The following is a 23,237-nucleotide window of genomic DNA, read 5'->3' as shown; positions in this document are numbered from 1 at the left end:
TTTGCCGGCAGACTGGAAAACTAAGACCCGTTGAAATTCTCATACAGTTTGGATCGTGCGCCGAAAAATCCGCTTATTCGGCCTGCAAGCCATCCTGCGGATCGCAAGATACGCACAAGAGCCGGGCCTGCGTTGAAGGGAATAGTCAATACAAGGGCCGTCAGAGTGAAAGCGCGAATTGCTATGTTCCCCAGGATCATCGGAAAAACAACCACTTTAGGGTATTCTTCAAGCTTCTGATGCATTGAATTGCGGGATTGTTCCATGCCCCTGTAATATTGATACTTCGGTGTGAGCCGTTCGGGTGGAACAGTCTCATAAACCACTGCCTGGGGCGACCAGCTGGTCGGCAGGTTGTGATACTTGCTTACGGTTCGGTAGAATTTCGCGTCACTGCCGCCAGTCTCGCTAAGGCTGACGTCGAACGACATATCGAACTCGGTAAACAGCCGCGCATCAGCAAGCCAGTTACAAGTCACCACCGTTATGGTGTGGCCCTGATTGCTTTTCAGTTTCCGCTCGGCTTTTTCGGCGATGCGGCGGTATCGGGCATCGAGACCTTTACGGATAAGTCGCAACAGGAACGTGTCGGACTTGTCTTCAGCGAAGCTTCCGAAGACCGGACCACCGATGAGAAACGCGCCTGTTTCATCATAGGTGCGCACCATTTCGGTCAACCATTGCGTACTGACGGTTTCGTCGTCATCAACAAAAAGGATGAGATCTGCGCCACCGGAAATCGCGGTTTCAATGGCCTTGTTGCGGACGGCCGGTATTCCGGGCATAGCTTCCGAGGCGTAGATCACGTCGTAGGGTGAGAGCTGCCGTTCCGCATTCTCTACGATTTTCCGGCACAATTCCTGTGCATCATTCTCAACTACGATGAAAAACGGATCCACATTCTCCGGTATTTCCAGGTTCTCCCAGGAAGACAAAAGCCTCGCCAGCATTTTGGGACGCTTGTGCGTCGTGCAGCAAACCGCCGCGCGATACTGCTTCGCAATTCCCGGCTGTTGTGTATTCAACGCCAACGTTCCAATCCGGGGTACAGGACCGAGATAAGGTCTGGTTTTCTGGAGATCAAAATCTGAAGCTTCAAAATGTGTACTATTCATCAATTCATCACAATGTGACCGTATCGGATCACAGCGTCCTTGTGATGCCATTGCGAACATGCAATGACGAAATCTGACAGGATACCGCCATCAATTGGACGGATATGTCTTCCATTTCTCAGATACTGAAACTTTTTATCGTTTTCGTTAAACCGCTCCTGCGACCGGCCAAATTTTCATTTCGCGGTTGTACCGATCATGTTAGACACTCCCGACAAGATTGCTACTATTTTATCCACCGCCAACACAATTACAAAATATAGAGTTCGTTTTGAGTAGCTCCGCCAACAGGCCGCGAGTCCTGGATCTCGTTAAAACCAGTGAAATGAAAGCCAATGCATCTGAATCTCTCGCAATCATAAAACGCCTGCTGCGGGAGAGTATGCCGGGAAATGTCCGCATCTATCTTGCCGGGCTGATATGTTCGGTTTTCGTGGCGGCTTCGACATCGGCTTTCGCCCTGCTCACACGGTCCATGGTCAACAAGATTTTCGTCGACCAGAATGTAACCGCATCCTGGTTCGTCGCCGCCGCGGTCATTTCAGTCGCCATTATCAAGGGGCTGTCGACCTATTTCGGCGTCGTTTTCAACGGCATGCTCAGACGCGACGTCGTAACCAACTATCAAACACTGCAATTCCGGAAGCTGACGTCGCAAAGCCTGATGTTTCTTTCAAACAAGCACCCGTCAAAGCAAATCGCGCAGGTCGTGCTTCAGGCAAAGGCTGCCGCTGATGCTTTTCTGACTGTCACCACGACGATAGTTCGTGACATTCTAACGCTTCTTGGCCTGGTCTGTGTGATGGTTTTCCAGGAGCCTATGATGTCCATGTTTGCGGCTCTCGCGCTTCCGCTGATTATCATTTCGCTCTCCTCGATCACCCGCAAGGTGCGCGAATTTTCGAAAGCCGAGAACGAACTCGCCGGACAGGTCTATTCGCTGGGTTCCGAAGCACTGGAGGGCATACGCACAGTCAAGTCCTACCAGCTTGAGGACAAGACCAGAACGACCTTTTCCAAGGCCGTGGAAAGCATGCAGGAGCGGGCGTTAAAACTGGAACGATTGGCAGCCTTCGCAAGTCCGGTCATGGAAACGCTTGGCGGCATTATCGTTGGCTGTTTCATCGTATATGCAAGTTGGCAAAGCCTGACGAACGGCAAGACCCCAGGCGAGTTCATGGCGTTCATCATGGCGTTCCTGTTCGCCTACGAACCAGCAAAAAGGCTCGCGTCCGTCAATGTCACGCTGCAACGGAAACTCATACAGATTGGCCGAATGTATGAACTTCTGGACAAGAAGGAACCCGAAACCACGGACGCTGAGAACGCCATTGTTCTCGATGAAATCAAGGGCGAGCTTGAATTTGAGAACGTCAAGTTTGGCTACAAGAAAAACCAGCCTTTCCTGCATGGCGTTTCCTTCAAGGTTTCGCCGGGTGAAACAATTGCGATCGTTGGACGATCAGGCTCTGGCAAGACAACGATTATCAATCTCATTCTGAGACTGGTCTCGCCGAACGCCGGCAAGATCAAGCTCGACGGGGTCAATTTGAACCGGATTGGATTCAAGCAGTTGCGACAGGCCGTGTCACTGGTGTCGCAGGATGTCTTTCTGTTCGAGAACAGCATTCGCGAGAACATTCGTGATGGCAAACCGGACGCAACAGACGAAGAAATCCGCGAGGCGGTGCGCCTTGCCAACGTCGAGGAATTCACCAAAGATCTGCCCGATGGTCTCGATACGCATATAGGCCCCAATGCGACCAACCTCTCCGGCGGCCAGCGCCAGCGCATCGCGATTGCCCGCGCCATATTGAAGGCGTCTCCGGTGATCATTTTCGACGAGGCGACATCGGCTCTGGACGGCGAAAGCGAGAGGATGATTATCAACTCCCAGATTAAGCTGTCGGAAAATCGTACCCTTATCATCGTAGCGCATCGTCTTTCGACCATTCAGGCGGCGGATCGTATCATCCTTCTCGATGACGGCTATGTCATCGCCAACGGCACACACGATGAACTGGAAAAGAGCAGCGACCTTTACAGATCCCTGTTCCATCTTGGCGAGACCTATGGAAAGCAAAAAAGCGGCTAATGGCTGACGGCGCCCAATGACTCCGTATGTCTCAAAAAAACTTCAAAAACTTCAAAACAAATATGTTGCTCCGTTCCTTCACGCCCATCGACTGAAGAAAGAGCGAGAGACCTACGCCAAATCGAGCGCCTCCGAAATTTACCGCCAGGGAAAAGATGATTTTGCGCTCTATCGCATTCTGGGCAACGATCTGCCTCCCCGGCATAGGCCCGGTCAGACTTTGGCCAATCTTGAATTCTGCCTGAAGCATGAGCCGGAATTCGAAGACTGCCAGAAATGGTGGGTCGTCAATCGCATTTTCGACGAAACCAGGCGACGTGAAATCATCGCCCGCCTGGACACTTACGAACAAAACTATTTTACGATCGACTTCGACCCGGATGAATATGCGCGCATTGAAAACAATCCAGACGTGTCGTCATATCTTGACGGCCCGAGAAAAATGCTTGACGAAAAATCCAGAAACCGCGCGGTTTTAGCGGCGTTACGACCGAAAGTTCTATACGCGATCAACAACAATGGCGCGCGCAATGCAGCCCTCGAACATGGCAGAAAACGCGCAAAATGGATCCTGCCTTTTGATGGCAACTGCATGATATCGGGCAGGGGGTGGCGGAACATTCGTCAAACAGCAAAGCGGTCGACAATTTTCCCGTATCACATCGTGCCCATGCACAGACTGACTGACAACGACAGCATGCTGGATGAGCAGTTCTCGCCGGTTAGTGGCGAAGAACCGCAGATCATGTTTCATAAGCTGTCCGGCGAACGGTTCGACCCCAGGCTGCCCTATGGAAGATCGCCGAAAGCAGAACTGTTGATGCGTCTGGGCGTGCGGGGACCATGGGACCATTGGGAGGTCGACCCGTGGGATATACCGCCGGCACCTTCCTGCGCCGACTGGGGGCGCTTTGTAATGTCGGAAGGTTGGGTAGGGCGCCTTTACTCCGGAAATGCCACGCAGGAAACTGGCAGGAAATCATCCGTCCGGCGCATGGCCAACCGAGATGACGGTATTCTCCGCGCCATCGCGGAGCTTGACGAACGCTATGGATCGACAGATTCGGAACTGAACATATAATCAGACAAGATAATATCGCGGTTGGCGTCCTCGAGAACGCCGTACTTCTGCTCCATTTGAGCTATCGTTTTTAGAATGGACTCATTGCGTCCATGGTAGCGAATATTCTGGCTCTTTTCTTTGGCATCCGAAAGACCGTGCGTGCCGGAGGACAACCGTATCACACCGCCGGCGCTGATTTTGTATCGATATCTGTCGGGAAACGGATGCGCTTCATCCGGCATGAAAGCTTCTCTGCCCCACCAAAGCCATTTACCGGGCAACCTCAAGCGCTTGAGAAAATGCGCCTTGTCGGAAACGCCATAGGGATACCGTTCGTCGAAGGTTTCCTGTGTCAGATAGTGAAAACCAATCTGCGGCTCTTCGATGAGCGAATATTTCAATTCCGGACCAAAATAGCGTTGATTGTCACCGATCCTGACCATCGGCACGATCACATAGGGCATGTGTGGCGCATCGCGGCAAGATGCAACGAGACGTTCCAGTTGCACCTTCGTGAAACAGCAATTGCTATCAAGCGCAAAGGTCCAGTCCGATATCCGCCTGCCGATGTCGAGCGCAGTGTTCCGTGCGCCGTTGACGTTCATCAGGTATCGAATTTTCGGTGAAGTCGCCCAGAGCTGCATCTTTGTTTGCATGACTTTCGCCGCGCGTCGAAAGTTACGTGTTTTAAAGAATTCGACGCCGCCAAACTCATCAAGATCCCAGCCAATCTCACGATACTCATCCGCAGCGAATGGAATTCGCATGAATTCCATGTCCGCGCGTTCCAGTTCGGCGATGAGCAGCGCTTCAGCTTCAGGATCCACGATCCGGTTCAGTATGAACAGCTTCCGGCAGCCGGGAAGCGATGGTTCGTGCTCAATAATGAATTTCAGATTGTCCAGGGTTTGTCCACGACCATGTCTTGGATAATGGTCGTTACCCAATATTCTGATCAGTGAAAATTCGGATTCTCTTCCGCGTTGCGGACTGTTACCCGACATACGGTAGAGCAGGTTCAACTGCCTGTTCCTGAGTCTGTAGCGTGCGCGGATGGCCGCCTGCCTCAGGATCGAGGGCGCTTTTTGCGATTTAAGAACGTCGTGGATTGGCGCGCGCATGACCTTTCCCAAAGAATTATAAGCGATGCGATTTACCCAGAAACCGCTCCATGACCCTGAGATGCCGAAGATTGGTTGATCCGGTCAGTCGCGCAGCCCTCTCGGAAAATGTGGCCGTATGCGCGGCGAGCCTTGTAGCGAAAATGGAATAGTCTATGGCTTCCGGATATTGTTCATATGCAGTCGAAAACAGAGTCTTTCTTTCCGGAAAAAACCGGGCGCGCACCCACTCGTTTGAATCTTCAAATCGTTTCGTGAAGGATCTGGCGTCCTCACGGCGCACCTGGCGTGGCGGCCCCGGAAAAGCCGATTCGATGACACGATGAAGATCCTTCATGTCCTGATTGCGTTCTCCGTTCTTCTTCCAGATTTTTCCCGCGCTGTTTGCTGACGCCATTACGAATTGGGCTTCGGCGCTCATCGCATTGTTCAGTTTTGCATCACTATGCTGCAACAGGTCCGGATCGATCCCGAGGATGGAACCAAAATAGCGCACAAGGCCTCCCTGGCCGAAGGAATGGGGATACAGCGCCACCTTGACCGTATCCGCGCCGAAGATTTCGGACATCCGCTCAATGACGTTTCGATAGTTGTAGTAGTCTCGATAGTCGTCAATCAGGCGATCAGGAGGAAGACGGAAATAGGCTTGAGTGGAGATAGTATTCTCGAAAACATCGTCAAAACTGTCGTAACCTGCGCGGATGGCGGTTGAATATCTGCTCAACGCCAACTCGTCCTGACGGCGTATAAAAATCAGGATTTTAATATCGGCGGCAAATCCGGCGAGCAGTTTTTTAAGCCGGCTAATTTCTTCGGGACGAGTAATGCGGCTGTGAATCAACTCGGTGCTGAGCACTATGGTCGACCACGGCTTTCCCTCAGAAAGCTCGGCAGCAAATTTCTGCTCAAACCAGTTTCGGAACTGTTTGATATCCATTCTGAGCATGCTCAGGACGTGCGCCTTGACGTTGTCGAAGACGTCGTCATCCTGGGCATAGACCGAAAGATAGGTGTGGTTGATGTGTGATCCAGCGGATTCGGGAAACCGGATTCCAAACTCGCGCAGGAGCATGCGGTTGCGATCAAGCACGTGCTGAATTGCTGTGCTGCCGGTTTTCTCCGCCCCCATGTGGAGGATTATTTTCTTTTTCAATCTGTTCAAGCCCGCATTCCTGGGCCGGAACGGGCCAAAATCTCAATTTTCGTAACAAACACTTCTTGTTCGCAATATCCGCCAAAGCCACAATTAGGCTTCTTTCTACACGAAATTGCGCCATGGGAAAGACCCGCGCCTCGGTTGCGAAATGATCTGCGCGCAGAATGCTTGCACGATATGCGTGAGAGGACGTTCCACCCTGCAATGGCGAGCGGAATTTGGAAATTTTTCGGACGCATGCCGGACAGCAATGCGTCCCGTATTCTGTAATTGAAAATCGCTGAGACGGTCGAGACGTTCTTCTAATGAGACCTCAAACCTGGAACACCAGAAACAGCCTCAATCGCCCCCATCCGCAGATTCGGTGCCCATCTGGTCGCCTTTCAGAGCGTTTGGGATTTCGGCGGGCGCATCTTCAGCTTCCTCCGCGATCGATTCTACCCCGGTTTCGGAATCAGACATTTCCTTGGACTTTTCGTCATCAGCCCAAGCCGCGGTTGCAGCAAGAACAGAAACGGCAAACAGGCTGGCAATTAACTTTTTCATCGATCTGAAGTCCTTTATTCGTTTAACCCAGCGACAGTAATAGGGATTGAGGCCGGGGCTGTCCAAGGAAATTGCGGAGATTAGTTTTTTGACTGCAAGACCGTCCGGAGCTAGTCGTTCGCCTACACATTTAAGGGGCCAAACACTTGTCCTGGGTATTGGAGTGTGATCCGCGCTGAATATTTGCATCCGGCGTAATTTGAACTCTCGAAAGAGAACAGAATGAGCCCGACGAGGAATTCCAAGAATCACTTGTCGATGACAGAAGATTGTTGTCAGCCAAAGAAGTGCGCTAGCGCGACTTATCATTACACTGCTGGACTGATTTTTTCAGTTTCCCCTTACAATAATACTACCAGCTTAATGCGCTTTTGGTTATTGATGCATCTCTCGGTTGAGCAATCCGACAAGTTTGGTTGAGATGGCGGGCTGTGCAACGGCGCCTGTTTCAAAGGTTTTGAATCACGCGCGCACATATTATCTGAGTCAAATGAAGGGAACTTCTCAAATGAAAGATATGCTGGCGCTGCTTGCCGCCGCCGGCGTTCCCTATGAGGAGCTGCTGCAGGAAAGGATCCTGGATCGCCTCGATCTGAAGCAGACCGAAATATGGACAACAGCGGAATTGCCGGATCCGCTGCTTCACGCCTTCACAATGGAACGCGGCGTTCTGGAGGATTCGACTTACTGGAGCGCGTCATGGACATCCTTAACCGGGTCGCTCAACGGTGATCTATCCGATCTTGCGAAACTCATGCGGGCCCTCGCCACCGGTGACACCATTTCGGAAAAGGGCCTCGAAGAGATGATGGCGCAAACCAATGTCGGCAAGTCCCGCAACACGCGGGAGCATTACTTTTCGCTCGGTATGGAGATCGTGCCGCCGTGGATAAAGAAGACCTTTGCATTTGGAGGATACGGCGGAACGGCGGGATATATCGCCTCGGAAGATGTGACGATCGCTGTTGTCACAACGCTCGGACCGCACAACGAACCAGGTGAAAATCCATCAACTCAAATTTTTTATGAAATCAGCGCCGCACTCGGCCTGTGAAGTGATCTGAAGGGAGAAATTCAAAAATGAAATTAATATCAAAAACTTAAGCGAAATTCATGGCGGAGGAGGTGTCTGCCCCTCCGCCATTTCATATTGATTTTATTGTCTCCAACCCTATGAAAAATCAATAAAAGACGATATGACCAATCTTGCGGTTATGGCAAGAGGGATAGATTTTGGCCAGACACAAGCTTTCGGAGTCCAACCTCAAACGGCTGGACAAGCCCGGAATTTACAGTGACGGAGACGGTCTCTTTTTTCGCGTCAGGAAGGGTGGTTCCAAACAGTGGTTCTTCATTTTTCGGCGTGGTGACAAGCGCACTGAAATAGGGCTTGGCGGGTACGGGCAGGGCACGGCGCCGGTCTCGCTCGCACTGGCGCGGGACAAGGCGGAAGCGATTCGAGAAAAGCTGGCCCGCGGAATCGACCCAACTGACGATCGAAAGCCAGTCCGCATTGTAACCTTCAAAGACTGCATGGACGGCCTCCTGAAAGCAAAGGAGAACGATTGGCGCAATCCGAAGCATCGGGCTCAATATGAGATGACCCTTCGCAAATATGCAAAGCCGCTCCACGATCTTCCCGTAGCCGAAATCGTCATCGGTGACGTCAAAGCTTGTCTGGAGCCACATTGGAGTAAACGGCCTGAGACGGCTGATAGGCTGCGCAGTCGCATCCAGGCGGTCATCGACTACGGCATCGCCCATGGCTGGCGCACAGCAGGCAATCCGGCTCGCTGGAGAGGGCTACTTGATAAGGTGATGCCGGCGCGAAAGAAGCTTGTTCGTGGCCACCACGCTGCGCTGGCATACACTGATGTCGCCAAACTAGCAGCTGGTTTACGAACGTCGAGTGGCACAGCAGCACGAGCTGTTGAATTTCTGATGCTCACAGCAGCCCGGAGCGGCGAGGCCCAGTGTGCGACCTTCGATGAAATCGACACGGAAGTCGGCTTGTGGACCATTCCGGCAGAACGAATGAAAGCCGGGCAAGAACATGTCGTGCCCCTGTCTGACCGCGCGATCGCAATTGTAGAGGCAATGCGGCAGCGGTCGATCAGTGACCTTGTGTTTCAGGGTAACGTTGACAATCGTCCAGTCAGTTCCACAGCAATGACGAAGGCTCTGCGCCTGGCATCACCGGACAAAGCGGCTACGCTGCACGGCCTCAGATCAACCTTTCGCGACTGGTGCGGAGACTGCACAGAATACCCGCGGGATATTGCCGAAGCAGCCTTGGCTCACACCCTGAAGGACAAAACAGAAGCTGCTTATCGTCGTGGTTCTGCACTGGAAAAGCGTCGGGATCTGATGAACGATTGGGCGGAATATTGCGCATTGGTGAAGCATGATGGCTGATGATTTTGCTTATACCAGCGAGCAGAAGAGCAGTGTCATTGCTGTGATGCCTCGTGGCCTGTCAATTGAGGCGATTGACGAAGCTGTTGCGAGCCTCGAAATTTGCATCCGCCATTATGTTCACGAACAAGATTTGGCGGAGGAATCTGTCAGTCTGCTGCAGGAAACACAGGATGCCGCGAACATATGGGAACAGGCATGGGAGATAGCGCCGCCGGATATCGAAAGTCGCATCGCGGAGCTCTTATACAGAGCAGAGAACGACCTACAAATCCTGCAGAGAAGGTTGAACGCAACCAATCGAAAGACGCGAGATCAATTACTAGCCAACGTGTTTGAAATATGGAGCGATCTGCAAGGAGAGCACCCTTCTACGAATACAATCTCTGCTGTCGATAGTCCTTTTCAGAGATTTGCATATTCGGCAGCAGTCGAACCTCTCGGCTTGGCCTTGTCAGAAAAAACGGTCTATCGAGCTGTGCAAAAATACAAGAAGGCAGCGCGCGATCACATGAATCTGTGACAGACGTTATCTGAAAAATCTCCCGTTCTGGGATAGATCGCCAAGACCTCATAGTGGAACTCTCACCTTGTTCAACAATGACAAGGTGAGCAAATGAATAAAAACAGTCAGACAAGGCCACCGCGCCTGATCTCGATGAAAGAAGCCGAGAAGCGGACCGGCGTGAGCCGAGCGTTCATAAATCGCGCCCGCGCAGAGGGCGAGTTTCCGAAGTCAGTCCAAATCGGCCCCAAACGCATCGGCTTTGTTGAGGCGGAAGTCAACCAGTGGATACAGGAACGTATCGACGCTCGGGGGGAGGTTGCCTGAAACGAAAACCCCGGCCGAGGGAACGGGCCGGGGTTAGCGCCAAAGAGGCGAGAACGTCACCAAATTGAAGAGGAATGCACTCTCTTCATGTACACGGTTCGTTCTCACACTTCAAGGCGCTTTGCCGGTAATCGCGCAAGGGGTGGCAATGGAGCACTGTGCGCGGGAGGCGAAGCTGGAAAGTGCGGGATTGCCATGGTGACCGGGCTACCTAAGTGCTCGGTGGGACTGCGAGACCAGCACGGGAGTTCGGCCCCGTCGCAGTGAGGCGCCTGAGCCAAAAGAAACCGTTCCATGAAGCCCCCGGGCTATGCGTCGTCATATGGCGTAGGGCGGATGCGTTCTGAAGGAAACTTCGGCTCTCGAAGGTTCAAGGACAGCAGTAATCCCGGCGGGCCCATGCACCCGCCGCGCTGGGATTACTGCGTTTGTTAGTTGCTTAGATCAAAGGTTCAAGGACTAAGGAAAGAAGTTAAGAGGATACGATATAGTGATCATTAATCCGCATCAGAGATGGCAAAAATTGGCGCTCCAATTCCCGGGTGTGCTCGCATGCATCGGCGCGTTTATATTTCTCGCCGCACTTATCGCCGGAGTGAGCCCTTGATTGACGAAGCCAATCGAATCTCATCCTATGAGCTTTTTAGGGAGCATGAAGATGGAAGCACTCGAACATTATTCAAGATTGGCTGAAGCTACTCGTAGGGATCTCGAATTGTTGAGATCGGGAGATCTACAGTATTTCGACGTCCAAACGGGCATCTCGCAACAAAGCGACGCAATTGCACGAGCGGAGAGGGAAGTCCTGGCATATGAAAGGGCCATAAGGATTGTGAAAACACGCCCCCGTCTGATATGAAGGGCGATGGACAATCCTGAGCGAGTTTACAATTTCATTACAAAGTCGTCGCCAGACGCCTATTGCGATGATTGCCTCGCGACACGGGCTGAAATATCTCCACGGCAGCAGGTGAATGTAATTTCTCGCTCCTTGGGGCTTACCAGTGAATTTGATCGTCGTAAGGCCGTGTGTGTGGCCTGTGGATCAGAGAAGCTTGTCACTAGTTCAAAACGCCAATTAGCGTGACTTCTTATAACGGATTTGCGTTTGTCCGCACACAGTACATTTAGGTTTTAGATGGCGAAGTACGCTTTTCGGACGTTCTTTGAATTCCGTTATAGTCAGCGTTTGGCCTTCAAATCCTTCCAAACTATATTCTTCCCATATGGCACCATACGGGTGATCGCTTTCACGAAGCTTTAAGTAGCCTTCGTGTCCACATACACAGACAAGCTTGTCACGGGAGGTCGTTGTCATTTGCCAGCCAGAATTGAGTGGTAGTAGGCAAACTTGATATTTGGATTCGCGGCGATGAAGTCTTCGACTGCAGCTTGTAAGCTCGCCAACGCCCCAGCATCATAGCCTGAATTCTCTTCCTCAAGCTCCAGATCCGTCTCTACCATCAGCCCTACGTGAGGCGAGGACTGCGGATAGATACTGTATGAGGTCCAACAAGTGATGGCATGTGGATCTTCTATTTCTACTTGCATCTTCATTTCTCCATCCCAGGATGTTGCTGGCTGTCACGTATGATCAGCTGAACCAACCTAATCGCAGTGCCGTTTGGTTAGTATTAACAGCTTCTTTTTGCCATTCACATTCTAGGCCGACTTCAGAAATAAAGGCGGTCGTTTTCGAAGTCAGATGTTTTGGATTCCGCGGATAATGGCCGGCAGTTTCGATGCCAAGCCGATCAGATGTATGCGACTGCCCTTGAGGGCAGGTGAGGGGCAAAGGGTAGACGGTGACCTTCTGACCGTCGACCAGAAGCGCCTCGACATTCTTACGGACTTCGAGTGGCGTCTTCGGGGCGGCGAGTTCGTAAAGGGCTGTGGGTGGCAAATACGAACTTAATTCGTATTTTGAGCCATAGACGCTCGCTACCTGCATCATCTTGCGGGCAGTCTCGTCACTCATCCCGAACTCAGCATCGATCCCACCTCCACCACGCCTACCACCCCCCCACCCTTAGGTTCTTCGGCCCGCCCACGCCCGCCCGCGGGTGCGGCGCAGCGCAGCATTTGAGCGTGTTCAGCAAATTTTTTTTCGCGGTTCCGGTTTCTGTAAGAAAACTTATCAGCTGAGGGGGTGGGACCACCGCCTTCAGAAATAGGTGTATGCAAGACATTGATATTAAATCGCATTTTAGAATATTTTTCGGGACTCTTGACGCACACTGGTTATCGGAGTCATCAGTTAATATGCAATCGTTAAATCGACTCGATCAGAAAATCTTATTGGATTAACCATCATGGCAAGACCCTCGGAACGGCAGATAGCAAAGGCCATGGGGCTATCTCAGCCGAGAGTGAATCAACTTTCCGCAATGCTGCCGCTAGAGCGTCGAACCGGCGAAAGCATGACGGCAATGGACGCTGTTCTGATGCTCTCAGTTTCTGAGCTCATGAAGGCAGCAAATATCTCAGGTCCGCTCGCTGCATCGATCATCGCGCAGCTTCAGCCGGAATTCGTCCACCTTTTCACGGCCAACCGAAATCGCTGCTGGATCTTGATCGAAAAGGAAGAATCCACCGGTTGGTGCTTCACCGCAGTTCGCAGTCGAAAGCAGCTTCAGGATGTCCGTTCATCCCAGCCTGGTGCGATCGTCGTCGAATTGCACGCGCTTGTGTTCAATGCGCTGAAGATTGCCATGACACTCGCGGGGGGTGGTCATGCCTGAAATCATCAATCGTCAGGCGCCTCAATCAACTGACGTTGAGAGCCGTACAGCAGAAATCATCTGGACCACCGGCGCCGCAGTCAAACGCTACGACTGGCGCTCTGGTGGTTACTACATGGAAATGCTCGATGTGTCGAAGGACGCGATCCGAATGGATCGGTTCGACACCATGCCGCTTCTGGACACCCACGATAATTATTCGATGGAAACTCGGATCGGAACAGTCGTCCCGGGAAGCGTCCGGATCCAGGACGGAAAAGGCTACTGCAAAATAAAGTTCTCAAAAAGCGAGCTTGGTGAACGTCTGCTTCAGGATTTGGCCGACGGCCACCCGCTGAATATCAGCGTTGGCTACAAGGTCTGGGAATACAACCGCAAAGACGGTGACACCAACGAACTCCCGACGCTGACAGCGATCGACTGGGAGCCCATGGAAATTTCCGCAGTACAAGTTCCCGCGGATGCCGGTGCTCATTCTCGAAAGGAAAACAGAATGCCCGACTTTCAAACCCGGACTGAGAATTCGAATCCGGATATCGACGAAGTGATCCGTGCGGCCGGCCGCGAGCCGACCGAGAAGGAACGCAAGCGTGTCGAGGAAATGATCAACCTGGCGCGGTCGATGAATGTCGACAACGACAGCTTCGGATTCGTACAAGAGGAAGTTCGCCGCGGTACGTCGATGGCTGACTTCCGCAACCTTTGCCTCGAGCGAAAGATCGAAGAGGAAGAGCGTACGCCAACCTATGCTGAATCTGCCATAGGTGGTTATGGCGACAGCGATCAGAGATTTGACCGGCAGCAACGGGCGATGGAGGATGCGCTATACTCCCGCATGTCCGGGACTAAGCCGTCCGATGAAGCACGGCAGTTTATGGGCTTTCGACTTGAAGACTTCGCCCGCGGCCTTATCGAAGCCAAAGGCGTAAACACCCGTGGAATGAGCCGCGAAGACCTCTTTTTGGGCGGACACTACAGCCGCATGCGCCCTGCGCACGGCACAAGCGATTTCCCAAATCTTCTTCAGGGCGCCGGCCGAAGAACTCTCATGGCAGCCTATGAGAACTCTCAGAGTAAACTCAAAACGGTTATCGCCAAACCATCGACCGCGACCGACTTCCGTCCGAAGACGGCCATCAAGATTTCCGATGGCGGTCCGCTGGAAAAGGTCAACGAGCATGGCGAGGTCAAGAGCTTCAGCCGAAGTGAAGTGGCTGAGAGCTACAAAATCGACACTTTTTCAGCAATCTTCAGTCTGACTCGCCAAGCACTCATCAATGACGACCTCGGCGCGTTCACGCAGTGGGCGACGACCGCTGGCAGAAAGGCTGCAATAACGGAGGGTAAGCTTCTGGCGAAGCTGCTGGCGGAAAATTCGTGGGCCGGCCCGACGATGGCAGAGGATAACAAAGCGCTGTTCCACGCCGATCACAACAACCTGGCTGGCGCTCCCGACGGGCTGGATCTGGACGGGCTGAAGCTTGCTCGTAAGGCGTTCCTCAAGCAGACCGACATCGACGGGGAGACCAGGATCAACATCTCTCCGAAGTACCTGCTTGTGCCAACTGACCTCGAAGTCGATGCTAAGCAGCTGCTTTCAACTACGTATCCAACGACCTACGAAGACAGCAATTCCTTCACCAATGATCTGGTGCCAGTAGTTGACCCATGGCTAGATGATCAGCCAAACGCCTGGTACCTGTGGGCTGACCCAACAATCCTGCCTGTGATCGAATACTCATATCTTTCTGGCGCTGAAGGTCCGCAGATCGCGGTCCGCGAAGGCTTCGACACCCTCGGCAGTGACTTCAGGGTAACACTTGATTTCGGATGTGGCGCCGTCGACTTCCGCGGCGCGTATCGAGTTCCAAACAGCTGATGAAACTCAGAAGCTCCCGGCTGGCAGGCCTTGCGCAGCCGGGCGAAAGGTGGCGTGAACTGGTCGCCGCCATCGGGCGCCGGGAAACGGCTGTCGCCCGCCCGACCCCGATTTCAGCCGGGAGACACGGGCGACAAATCAACGAGGTCTGAATGAGTGACATCTACACAGCATTGAGCCTCGCTCGAAACTATATCGGCGGCTATTCCGGTACGCCGACAACGCTGGCCAAGCCGGCAGCGTTTGAGATCCTCAATGACGTCGATGAAACCTGGCGCATATCCAGCCTTGTCGCCGGGTATCGCCATGTGTGGAAGATCCGCAGTCGAACAACAGATATCGAGCTGCTTTTCGGCACAGCCGCTGAAATCACAGCGCTTGATCTCGGCGACACAGGGTCTGGCACTCGCGGCTTTCTTTCACCTGCAGGTAGGCTCTTCGAGGCCTTTGCGCGGCCGCACGAGACGTTCGCCTACAAATTAGCACCAGGAGTCTCCTAATGGCTGACAATGCGAAAACAGCCCGCCTGATCATGCAGCTCGTCGACCACGTCAGTGGTCCGGCCAAGAAGATTACCGGCACTCTCGGCACGCTTGACAAGGCGACCCGGCGAATTGTCGGCATGGGCGGCTTGCCTGGCGCTATCTCGGGCGCTGGCCGGCGTTTACGCAGCAACACGTACACGGCCGCCGGCATTGGAGCCCCGCTCGGTCTGGGCGCCGCCGCCGCGGCCAAGTCGGTCTACAACTTCGAAAAGGCCGGCAACGCCATGCAGGCCTTCGGACTCCTGACGGAGCAGCAGCGCACTTCACTGGAGGACTACGCTCAAAAGCTCAACAAGGACTTCCCGTTTACCAACCAGCAAATCATAGAAGCCGCCCAGGAACTCTTTCGGGCGGGCCTGACATACGATCAGGCGATGGGCTCGCTTCGAGGTACACTTGAACTTGCCATGGCCGGCAAGTTGCAGAACAGCGAAGCGACCGACATCGCCACGAACGTGATGACGGCCATGAAGCTTCCAATGGCTACGTTCGACCAGGTGACGGCCTCCATGCAGCGGGTGAATGACGCCCTTGCATACGCGGCTACAACGTCGAACACAGACGTTCGCTTAATGGGAGACACTTTCCGGTATGTCGCACCGCTGGCGGCCATCGCTGGTATGTCGCTGGAAGAAGTGTCGGCCGTGGCTGCCGAGTTGGCGCGCAACGGTATAAAGGGCAGTGAAGCGGGTGTTGCCCTAAGGTCAGCCCTTGTGCGTATGGCCAAGCCGACCAAGCCGATGTTGGCAGCATTCGAGCGCCTGAACATCGATATGGCAGATTTCGTCAAATACCAGGAAAAGATAGAAGCGCGATCAATCATCGGATCTCTTCTCGCGGAAGGCATCGACGCATCGCACTTGTCTGGTGAAATTCAATCAATCCTCGACGACAAGACGCTGGCCGGCGCCCCAACGCGCATGGCGGCGCAGCTGACCGACCTGATCGTGCAGTCCTTCGGTGACGAGGCCCTGCGCTCAGACATTGCCGAAGCGATGCAGAACGCGGTCCTGGTCGGCGCGCAGAAGGTCGACTTGCTGAAATTGCTGGGCACGCTTCGCGACAAGAATGCCACGATCACGGACATAACCCAGATCTTCGACGTCCGTATGGGCTCGCGCCTGGCGGCGATCCTTTATTCCGATATGCAGTCTGCCGTCGAGAGAACACTGAGGGAGTCACCCGGTGTCAGCCAAAAGATGGCCGGCATCATGATGGGTGGTATCGTCGGCGAATGGGCAGCGATTGTCGCAGCAACCGAGAACATGTTTATCGCGATCGCCAACTCTGGTGTTCTTTCGACCGTATCGAAAGCCTTCGATGCACTCACCGCATTTCTGAACAAGCTCGCTGCTGTCAATCCGCGGCTCTTGGAGATGGGGACATATGCTGCAGTAGGCATTGCCGCTATTGCTCCGCTCGGGCTCATTTTTTCCGGCCTGTCCGGTGCCCTCGGCTTAGTTCTCAGTCCACTCGGAATCGTCGTAGGTGGTCTCGGCACGCTGGCGGCATTCAAGTGGGAGGGCGTCAAAGCAGGGCTCGAGGGCGTGGGCGAGGGCTTCAAAAGCGCAATCTCTCCCGAAGTGGCGGAGAAATTACAGGGGCTCATCGAGAAATTCGAGAAGCTCTTCAACTGGGCTCAGACATCACCCGACGTCGAAGCCTGGCGCTCTTGGGGTGAGAAAATCGGCAAAATCTTCGCTGATATCGCCAATGCAATCGAAGTGGTTATCTCAGCGATGCAAGCGGTACAGAACGGCGCCAAGTGGTGGGGCGAGAATATGAGCCTCTACGGGAACTTCAAAAAGGCCGGAAATGCCCTGAGGGAAGCTGTCGATAATCGGGGCTCGACCTCAAGTGAGCCGGTCGCTCCTGGCGCCAAGCGACACCGAGCTGCCGGTGGCCCGATGCGAGCTGGTTTCACGTACTCGATCAACGAGAGGGGTACGGAGATGATCACGCCCGGTCGCAACAGTTACGTGACGCCGAACCACAAGCTAGGCGGGGGAGTGACCATGAATATCACCCAGCACATTACCGGCTCCAACGCTGATGAGATCGCAAAGAAGCTCGGCGTCCAGCTGCGCAGCCTTCTGATGGATGCCCGGCAGACATCCATGGAAGGCGGCCCGGTTTACGGGTGATCAGATATGGCAACACCGCGGATTCAAATCATTGCCGACGGAACAGATGTAACAGGAAACATTCTGTCGGGTCTACTAAGTCTCACGATTACGGATGGAGTCGGCCACGACTACGACAATGTCCGGATCGACATCGACGATAAGGACGGTGTCATTGCGCCACCTGAGAAGGGGGCCGAGCTGCAGGTTTCGGCCGGCTACGAAGATGACATTCAGGATTTCGGAACCTTCATCGTCGACCAGGTGTCCCTGAACGGGTGGCCTCAGGTGATTTCAGTCACAGCAAGATCTCTGGACGGTCTTTCAGAAGCAAAGCAAGGTCGCGACCAATCCTATCGCAAAGAAGACTATCCGTCCTACAGAGACATCTTCGACGAGCTCGCCGACCGCATGGGCTTGTCTCTGGCGCTGTCCAACGAGATCGCGGGAAAGTCGGTCGAATTCGAAAGCCAGTTCGGCGAGAGCGATGTCACATTCGCTTCAAGGCTGGGTAGGAAGCTGGACGCTGCCGTTTCGGTGAAAGAGGGACGATTGATCGTGGTTCCGCGCGGGCAGGGGCAATCGGCAAGCTCCAGTAGCCTGCCAGAAATTCAGGTCATGCGGCCAGGCAACGTGCTTAGCTATAATGTCACCACGGTCAACGTTCCGAAGCACTCGACTGTTCGTGCCGTCTGGTTCGACCGCCTGGAGGGTGTCGACAAGGAAGTCGTTGTCCAGGCCAGCGAAGAGGGGCCGGAGTATCTGCTTCGGCAGAACTTCCAGAACGAAAACGACGCACGTGAGCAGGCAAGGGCGACGGCGGCCGCACTGAAGCGCGGTGAGGGGCAGGCGACGTTCGAGATCGACGGCGAGCCGAGCGCCCGGGCGGAATCCTACGTCAATGTTTCTGGCATCCGCTCGCTGGTCGACGGGCGGTGGCGCTGCACAACTGCTACCCACGTCTTTCGCGGTGACGGACCATACACGACGCAACTGATCTGCGAGGCTACCGTATGAGGATTCCAGTATTCGACGTAGAGTTCCACACGATACCGACCGGCAGAGATCGAGGTGAAGCCGTTGGCAAAGGGACGCTTGGCGAAACCTTCGACCGCAAGCACGATCAATTGACAGTCGATCACACGCTTTATCCTGACGTCAAAACCATCCAGCAGAATGATCGGCTAGTGCTCGACAATGCGAGAATGTTCGTCGTCCTCTCGGTCGAGTCGGCAAACCCAGTCCATTCCGTTGTGAAATTGGAGCTCGCATGACGACACATGTAGATCCTCAGACCTTTGACCTCGTCGAGAGCTGGCTCTCCGCTCATGGCGGTCCCAGGCGCTTCCCGGCCGGCACCAGTTCAGATTATTTCGGTGTGCAGCGCTTTCTGGAAGAGCGTGGCTACACGCTAACCCAGGTGGCCAGCAAGTTCACTCTGTCCTCTGGCAAAGGCCGGCCACGGACACTTTCGTGGCGGGACGTCATCGAACTGGTCGACACGCTGCGATCTGCTGAAGGACTCCCGACGTTCCGGCTTTGTCACTCTTCGTTATGAGCTTCATACGCGGCGATCTTGACGTCAAAGTCTTTTATTGATTGTTCCAACCGAACTCGTCTTTTCTCGGTAATGTTTTCCTCGTTCCGAAAATACTGTGCACCATTTTCGATATCCTCCAGGTCTTCAATGTAAAGATTTCGCCTCTCCTTCAGCCATCGAATCGTTTCGTCGAAATCACCCATGCGTGTCTCCCTATAGGTTGCAGCAACAAAGTAGACTAAACTCAACTTTCAAAACAACCAACCAGTGAACGAACGCTACTTGCGTTAATTTCTGAGCGAAATAACGCAGCACAAAATGTTGTAAACGTTATTGATTTCCAGCATCCTCCCTTTCGTCAACATCGAAAGGGACCACCACATGAACAAGCATATTGACCAACGCGAATTCGTCTCCACGCAAATCGACCTTCACCCGTACATCAGCGATCTGATCTCAGTTTCCTGTCAGCTGAGCGCCGTTTATTGCGCGCTTGGAAACAAGGAGGATTCCGAAGAGTTTCATGATGATCTCCGCAACCTGATCGACCAGGCCCGGGCGAAGATTGCCGCGACTGCCAACGCTCTCGACAAGGTCGATATCGCGGCGGAACAACTGGGATAAGCATTTATTTCAAGTAGGGCTTCGGTTATGTCACAGTCCGAAATATTCATCTAAAACATTGATTTTATTGAGGCTGTGGCGGAGGAGGTGGGATTCGAACCCACGAGACGGTTTCCCGCCTGCCGGTTTTCAAGACCGGTGCCTTCAACCACTCGGCCACTCCTCCGGCAGCGCCTTATTGCGCCAGAAGGCTTATCTTTTCAAGCAGGCAGGAGAAAAATAACGTGAGATCGCTATTTCACCCGCTTAAGCGTTTGGCAGGCCGCGTTCTGCCCCTCTGGAGCCGTGCGGATGTAACAGGAGTCGATCGTATCGGCGTCGATCATGCGTCCTTCTACGAAACCGTTCGGTTCCGACCAGCGAAAATGGCTCTTGTCAACAAAGACCCCGACAAACTCGACGCTGAACTTTTCGGACGCGCCGCTCTCGGAGTGCATGCTGCCAGTGAACCGGCGATCGCGTTGTTCCGTGACGGTCTGCGTGATCGTTTCAGAACTGAAGACGACGTCGCCGCCATCATAAGACATGCGAATATCTGCGCCTTCTCCGACCCATGTGCCGACGATGTCGGGATAGACGTTGTCCGCCAGGCAGGCTGGGGCAGAAACCAATAACAGCGCCACAAAGCATGCGGCGCCCCAGAAACCGCGTGAGCTGCCGTCATAACGAACCTGAAAATCTGCAATACTTCTCACAATGTGCCTTCCAAGAGTTGCGCCACAAAAGTAATTACCCATGCGTGTTGCAAATCCCGGTTTTCGCGTCAATGGCGACGCCTGTAAAAGTGAATGCGGCAGATCCGCCTTGCGCCATGGCAAACGGTGAGTTGACATTAACCAAAACATTGATTTTTATGGATCATGCTTTGACGTTGACGTCTTGACAACAGGCAGTTGGTATTGTTGATCAGGACAACGGTCGCCGCTCTTTGCCAAATGGCATGAATATCGTAGAGAGCAAGGCGACAGGGGATTGCTCGATCGGGGGCTGGACGGAATGCTGAATGCGGCGCGCATCCGCGCAAAAATGACGAAAAGTGGCGCTACGCCTTTGGACGCTTCGTGGAAATTTGTTCGTATCGCGACAGTCATGGGCCTCGGCCTGACCCTGGCGTCCTGCATGTCGAGCCCGGCTGACAAAGCCGACATCAACAACAAGACGAAATTCAGCGAAAACAAGTACGGCGTCTCAGCCAGCAAACGCGTTACGACATCGAAGAATGTCAAGAAGGGCGGCGGCACCTATAAGGTCGGCAAGCCCTACATGGTGAATGGCCGCTGGTATCACCCCAAGGAAGAGCCGGGCTACGACAAGGTTGGCCTTGCATCCTGGTATGGACCGAACTTCCATGGCCGCCATACTGCAAACGGCGAGATCTACGACCAGTATCACCTTTCAGCCGCTCATCCGACATTTCCGCTTCCCAGCTATGCGCGCGTGACCAATGTGGAGAACGGAAATTCCGTCGTGGTCCGGGTCAACGATCGCGGTCCATTTGCTCATGGTCGTATCATCGACGTTTCGAGCAAGGCTGCGGACATGCTCCTAATCAAGAACGCCGGAGTGGCGAAGGTTAGGGTGGAGTATATGGGCAAGGCCCGTATGGACGGTCGCGACATGCCCTATCTCATGGCGTCCTTCCGCGACGGCAGCAGCACGAACATGATCGCCTCCGCCGGCGACAAGATCACTGATGGTCTTTCCAGGCTCAGCCCCCCGACGCTGCTAAGCAAAGCATCGACCAAACTCGGCTTTACCAACGAGACTCAGCAAATCGCATCGACGAATACAGGCAAAGGGCCGCGACTGGTTACTTCGGATCAGTATTACCTGCCCGAAATTGGCCCTGTTCCGCGCGACAGACCAATCATGGGTCTTGCTTCGTCAGATGAAGAACCAAAACTCGTCAACGCATATCTGGATGAGCGTTATGGTTCACGAACCAATGATCCCTTTGCTGCTCTTCTGAATGATGAAGGACAGTTGACGGAAGAGTCGATCCTCGCTTTCGCACAAAAGCAGGACAATCTTTGAGAGCCTGCGAACAGCGCAACCGCCCAGTCTAGTCCTGGCAATTCAATTGATCCGCACAGGTTCCGTTGGTAGCCTGTCATTGGGGCAATTGAGGGGATCATCGTGGCGCAACCGTTTACCAAAAATCTCATTTCGGCGATCACAATCGCATACGCCGTCGTTTTCGTCCCCGGAAAAGCCAAAGCTCAGGAATTTCACACGCGAGCCGACAAGGCCTTCATGATCGAGGCTGATACTGGATCGGTCCTGTTCGCCAAGGACGAAGACACGCCAGTGCCGCCCGCGTCGCTCGCCAAGATGATGACCATGGAAGTGGTGTTCAACGAGATTGTCGAAGGTCGCCTTTCGCTGGACGATGAATTTCAGGTTTCTGAAAACGCCTGGCGCACCGGCGGAGCGCCCTCCGGCACATCGACAATGTTCGCGGCCATCAAGTCCTTCGTGCCGGTTGGTGATCTAATCCGCGGCGCTATCGTTCAGTCGGGTAATGATTCCTGCATCATTCTGGCAGAAGGCATTTCCGGCTCGGAAGACCTGTTCGCCAAAAAGATGACCGAGCGCGCCCGCGAGCTGGGCATGACGAAATCTGTCTTTGGCAATGCGACCGGCCTGCCGCATCCGGATTCCGCCGTCACGATGCGGGAACTCGTGACGCTCGCCAGATACACTCAACAAACCTATCCGGACTTCTATCGTTTGTACTCCGAACCGGAATTCAAATGGAATGGCATCAATCAGCGCAATCGCAACCCGCTGCTCAGGCTTGGCATCGGAGTAGACGGGCTGAAAACCGGTTATACGGAAGCTTCGGGATACGGCATTGTGAGCTCAATCGAGCGCGATGGGACGAGGCTGTTTCTCGCAATGAGCGGCATGTCCAGCGAAAAGGAACGCGCAGAGGAAGCGCGCAAGATGCTCGAATGGGGACTGCGCTCCTTCGAGCCTAAGGACCTCTTTCAAGCCGGTGAAATCGTCGGTCAAGCCAGTGTCTACGGCGGCGACGGCTCCTATGTCGATCTGGCTCCGGAAAGTGCAGTGACGATCTTCATTCCGGTGGCGGATCCCGAGCGTATCAAGGCGCGCATTGTCTACGACTGGCCCCTGGAGGCTCCGGTCGAGAAGGGCGCCCAGATCGGCGCTTTGAAAGTGTGGACTGGCGACACGCTCAATCAGGAAACGCCGCTTTACGCAACAAACAGCGTCCCGGTCGGCCCGCTGCATAGACGCGCCTTCCATGCGCTGCAGGAGCTTATGCTGTTCTGGCTGTAGTAAATTCCTAACTCTTCACACGAATAATACACGCAAAGTGGACGCTGCCTGAAAAGGTGCTTACATACTAATATGAAACGATCCTGTCGAAACGGCGCCGGGTATCGGATGTCCGTGCGGGCCGTGTGCAAAGTCCCGA

Annotated in this window: 26 protein-coding genes and 1 tRNA gene; 17 read left to right on the top strand and 10 right to left on the bottom strand. The window is 53.8% G+C overall.

The features are described from left to right. Nucleotides 1–20: 20 nt before the first annotated feature. Nucleotides 21–1,115 carry a glycosyltransferase family 2 protein gene (locus K1W69_RS07285; protein ID WP_220227626.1) on the bottom strand — a complete coding sequence of 365 codons (1,095 nt, stop codon included), beginning with the start codon at nucleotides 1,113–1,115 and terminating at the stop codon, nucleotides 21–23. Nucleotides 1,116–1,497: 382 nt separating this feature from the next. On the opposite strand from K1W69_RS07285, the gene K1W69_RS07280 reads away from it, so the two are divergent. Then, nucleotides 1,498–3,210 carry an ABC transporter ATP-binding protein gene (locus K1W69_RS07280; protein WP_220227625.1) on the top strand — a complete coding sequence of 571 codons (1,713 nt, stop codon included), beginning with the start codon at nucleotides 1,498–1,500 and terminating at the stop codon, nucleotides 3,208–3,210. Between the two features lie 31 nt (nucleotides 3,211–3,241). On the opposite strand, the gene K1W69_RS07275 is transcribed toward K1W69_RS07280, so the two are convergent. Next, nucleotides 3,242–3,562 carry a hypothetical protein gene (locus K1W69_RS07275; protein ID WP_220227624.1) on the bottom strand — a complete coding sequence of 107 codons (321 nt, stop codon included), beginning with the start codon at nucleotides 3,560–3,562 and terminating at the stop codon, nucleotides 3,242–3,244. A gap of 90 nt (nucleotides 3,563–3,652) precedes the next feature. Between K1W69_RS07275 and K1W69_RS07270 the strand changes: the two genes are divergently transcribed. Continuing rightward, nucleotides 3,653–4,291, top strand: a complete 639-nt coding sequence (locus tag K1W69_RS07270) for a hypothetical protein (protein ID WP_220227623.1) — start codon at nucleotides 3,653–3,655, stop codon at nucleotides 4,289–4,291. On the opposite strand, the gene K1W69_RS07265 is transcribed toward K1W69_RS07270, so the two are convergent. The 3 genes from K1W69_RS07265 to K1W69_RS07255 all read right to left on the bottom strand — a co-directional run bounded on the left by K1W69_RS07265 (nucleotide 4,258) and on the right by K1W69_RS07255 (nucleotide 7,096). Beyond that, nucleotides 4,258–5,394, bottom strand: a complete 1,137-nt coding sequence (locus K1W69_RS07265) for a hypothetical protein (RefSeq protein ID WP_220227622.1) — start codon at nucleotides 5,392–5,394, stop codon at nucleotides 4,258–4,260. The genes K1W69_RS07270 and K1W69_RS07265 overlap by 34 nt on opposite strands. Before the next feature lie 16 nt (nucleotides 5,395–5,410). Continuing rightward, nucleotides 5,411–6,556, bottom strand: coding sequence for a hypothetical protein (locus K1W69_RS07260; protein ID WP_220227621.1), 1,146 nt, complete (start codon nucleotides 6,554–6,556; stop codon nucleotides 5,411–5,413). Between the two features lie 333 nt (nucleotides 6,557–6,889). Beyond that, entirely contained in the window at nucleotides 6,890–7,096 is a 207-nt protein-coding gene (locus K1W69_RS07255; protein ID WP_220227620.1) for a hypothetical protein, read from the bottom strand. Nucleotides 7,097–7,490: 394 nt separating this feature from the next. On the opposite strand from K1W69_RS07255, the gene K1W69_RS07250 reads away from it, so the two are divergent. The 4 genes from K1W69_RS07250 (at nucleotide 7,491) to K1W69_RS07235 (ending at nucleotide 10,343) form a co-directional block, all read left to right on the top strand. Further along, nucleotides 7,491–8,150 (top strand): serine hydrolase, encoded by a 660-nt coding sequence (locus tag K1W69_RS07250; RefSeq protein WP_220227619.1) that lies wholly within the window; start codon nucleotides 7,491–7,493, stop codon nucleotides 8,148–8,150. Between the two features lie 179 nt (nucleotides 8,151–8,329). Further along, nucleotides 8,330–9,511, top strand: a complete 1,182-nt coding sequence (locus K1W69_RS07245; RefSeq protein ID WP_220227618.1) for a tyrosine-type recombinase/integrase — start codon at nucleotides 8,330–8,332, stop codon at nucleotides 9,509–9,511. Then, nucleotides 9,504–10,034: a hypothetical protein gene (locus K1W69_RS07240; RefSeq protein WP_220227617.1), complete on the top strand. Its 531-nt coding sequence runs from the start codon at nucleotides 9,504–9,506 to the stop codon at nucleotides 10,032–10,034. The genes K1W69_RS07245 and K1W69_RS07240 overlap by 8 nt, the downstream gene beginning before the upstream one ends. A 93-nt stretch (nucleotides 10,035–10,127) precedes the next feature. Then, nucleotides 10,128–10,343, top strand: coding sequence for a helix-turn-helix transcriptional regulator (locus K1W69_RS07235; RefSeq protein ID WP_258570828.1), 216 nt, complete (start codon nucleotides 10,128–10,130; stop codon nucleotides 10,341–10,343). Between the two features lie 1,314 nt (nucleotides 10,344–11,657). Here K1W69_RS07235 and K1W69_RS07230 read toward each other — a convergent pair. Next, nucleotides 11,658–11,900, bottom strand: coding sequence for a hypothetical protein (locus tag K1W69_RS07230; protein ID WP_220227616.1), 243 nt, complete (start codon nucleotides 11,898–11,900; stop codon nucleotides 11,658–11,660). A gap of 37 nt (nucleotides 11,901–11,937) precedes the next feature. Further along, nucleotides 11,938–12,321 carry a hypothetical protein gene (locus K1W69_RS07225; protein WP_220227615.1) on the bottom strand — a complete coding sequence of 128 codons (384 nt, stop codon included), beginning with the start codon at nucleotides 12,319–12,321 and terminating at the stop codon, nucleotides 11,938–11,940. 334 nt (nucleotides 12,322–12,655) lie between these two features. Between K1W69_RS07225 and K1W69_RS07220 the strand changes: the two genes are divergently transcribed. The 8 genes from K1W69_RS07220 to K1W69_RS07185 are packed head-to-tail and all read left to right on the top strand — an operon-like array spanning nucleotide 12,656 to nucleotide 19,189. After that, the gene (locus K1W69_RS07220; protein WP_220227614.1) at nucleotides 12,656–13,084 is read left to right on the top strand and encodes a hypothetical protein; all 429 of its coding nucleotides are present in this window, start codon (nucleotides 12,656–12,658) and stop codon (nucleotides 13,082–13,084) included. Beyond that, the gene (locus K1W69_RS07215) at nucleotides 13,077–14,963 is read left to right on the top strand and encodes a prohead protease/major capsid protein fusion protein (protein WP_220227613.1); all 1,887 of its coding nucleotides are present in this window, start codon (nucleotides 13,077–13,079) and stop codon (nucleotides 14,961–14,963) included. The genes K1W69_RS07220 and K1W69_RS07215 overlap by 8 nt, the downstream gene beginning before the upstream one ends. Next, nucleotides 14,963–15,115, top strand: a complete 153-nt coding sequence (locus K1W69_RS07210; protein ID WP_220227612.1) for a hypothetical protein — start codon at nucleotides 14,963–14,965, stop codon at nucleotides 15,113–15,115. Before K1W69_RS07215 ends, K1W69_RS07210 begins: the two co-directional genes overlap by 1 nt. Then, complete coding sequence (locus K1W69_RS07205) at nucleotides 15,116–15,463, top strand: hypothetical protein (RefSeq protein WP_220227611.1); 348 nt, start codon at nucleotides 15,116–15,118, stop codon at nucleotides 15,461–15,463. It begins immediately after the preceding gene. Then, nucleotides 15,463–17,652: a phage tail tape measure protein gene (locus K1W69_RS07200; RefSeq protein ID WP_220227610.1), complete on the top strand. Its 2,190-nt coding sequence runs from the start codon at nucleotides 15,463–15,465 to the stop codon at nucleotides 17,650–17,652. Before K1W69_RS07205 ends, K1W69_RS07200 begins: the two co-directional genes overlap by 1 nt. Before the next feature lie 6 nt (nucleotides 17,653–17,658). Next, entirely contained in the window at nucleotides 17,659–18,648 is a 990-nt protein-coding gene (locus tag K1W69_RS07195; protein WP_220227609.1) for a phage late control D family protein, read from the top strand. Continuing rightward, complete coding sequence (locus K1W69_RS07190; RefSeq protein ID WP_220227608.1) at nucleotides 18,645–18,905, top strand: hypothetical protein; 261 nt, start codon at nucleotides 18,645–18,647, stop codon at nucleotides 18,903–18,905. The genes K1W69_RS07195 and K1W69_RS07190 overlap by 4 nt, the downstream gene beginning before the upstream one ends. Continuing rightward, on the top strand, nucleotides 18,902–19,189 hold the full coding sequence (locus K1W69_RS07185) for a hypothetical protein (RefSeq protein WP_220227607.1): 288 nt from the start codon (nucleotides 18,902–18,904) through the stop codon (nucleotides 19,187–19,189). Before K1W69_RS07190 ends, K1W69_RS07185 begins: the two co-directional genes overlap by 4 nt. Here K1W69_RS07185 and K1W69_RS07180 read toward each other — a convergent pair. Beyond that, complete coding sequence (locus tag K1W69_RS07180) at nucleotides 19,174–19,374, bottom strand: hypothetical protein (RefSeq protein WP_220227606.1); 201 nt, start codon at nucleotides 19,372–19,374, stop codon at nucleotides 19,174–19,176. The genes K1W69_RS07185 and K1W69_RS07180 overlap by 16 nt on opposite strands. A 178-nt stretch (nucleotides 19,375–19,552) precedes the next feature. On the opposite strand from K1W69_RS07180, the gene K1W69_RS07175 reads away from it, so the two are divergent. Then, nucleotides 19,553–19,795, top strand: a complete 243-nt coding sequence (locus tag K1W69_RS07175) for a hypothetical protein (RefSeq protein ID WP_220227605.1) — start codon at nucleotides 19,553–19,555, stop codon at nucleotides 19,793–19,795. 76 nt (nucleotides 19,796–19,871) lie between these two features. Here the strand turns inward: K1W69_RS07175 and K1W69_RS07170 are convergent. Next, a tRNA-Ser gene (locus K1W69_RS07170) sits at nucleotides 19,872–19,961 on the bottom strand. 67 nt (nucleotides 19,962–20,028) lie between these two features. Continuing rightward, nucleotides 20,029–20,562 (bottom strand): DUF3176 domain-containing protein, encoded by a 534-nt coding sequence (locus tag K1W69_RS07165; RefSeq protein ID WP_220227604.1) that lies wholly within the window; start codon nucleotides 20,560–20,562, stop codon nucleotides 20,029–20,031. Nucleotides 20,563–20,821: 259 nt separating this feature from the next. Here K1W69_RS07165 and K1W69_RS07160 point away from each other — a divergent pair, with 259 nt between their 5' ends. Next, a complete protein-coding gene (locus K1W69_RS07160) occupies nucleotides 20,822–21,829 on the top strand; it encodes a septal ring lytic transglycosylase RlpA family protein (protein WP_441713161.1) in 1,008 nt (335 codons plus the stop codon). Nucleotides 21,830–21,925: 96 nt separating this feature from the next. Beyond that, nucleotides 21,926–23,098, top strand: coding sequence for a D-alanyl-D-alanine carboxypeptidase family protein (locus tag K1W69_RS27430; protein ID WP_370688218.1), 1,173 nt, complete (start codon nucleotides 21,926–21,928; stop codon nucleotides 23,096–23,098). The last annotated feature ends 139 nt before the right edge of the window (nucleotides 23,099–23,237 follow it).

Source organism: Flavimaribacter sediminis, assembly GCF_019492055.1.
Classification (GTDB): domain Bacteria; phylum Pseudomonadota; class Alphaproteobacteria; order Rhizobiales; family Rhizobiaceae; genus Flavimaribacter; species Flavimaribacter sediminis.
This window is presented reverse-complemented; position numbering and strand designations above follow the sequence as displayed.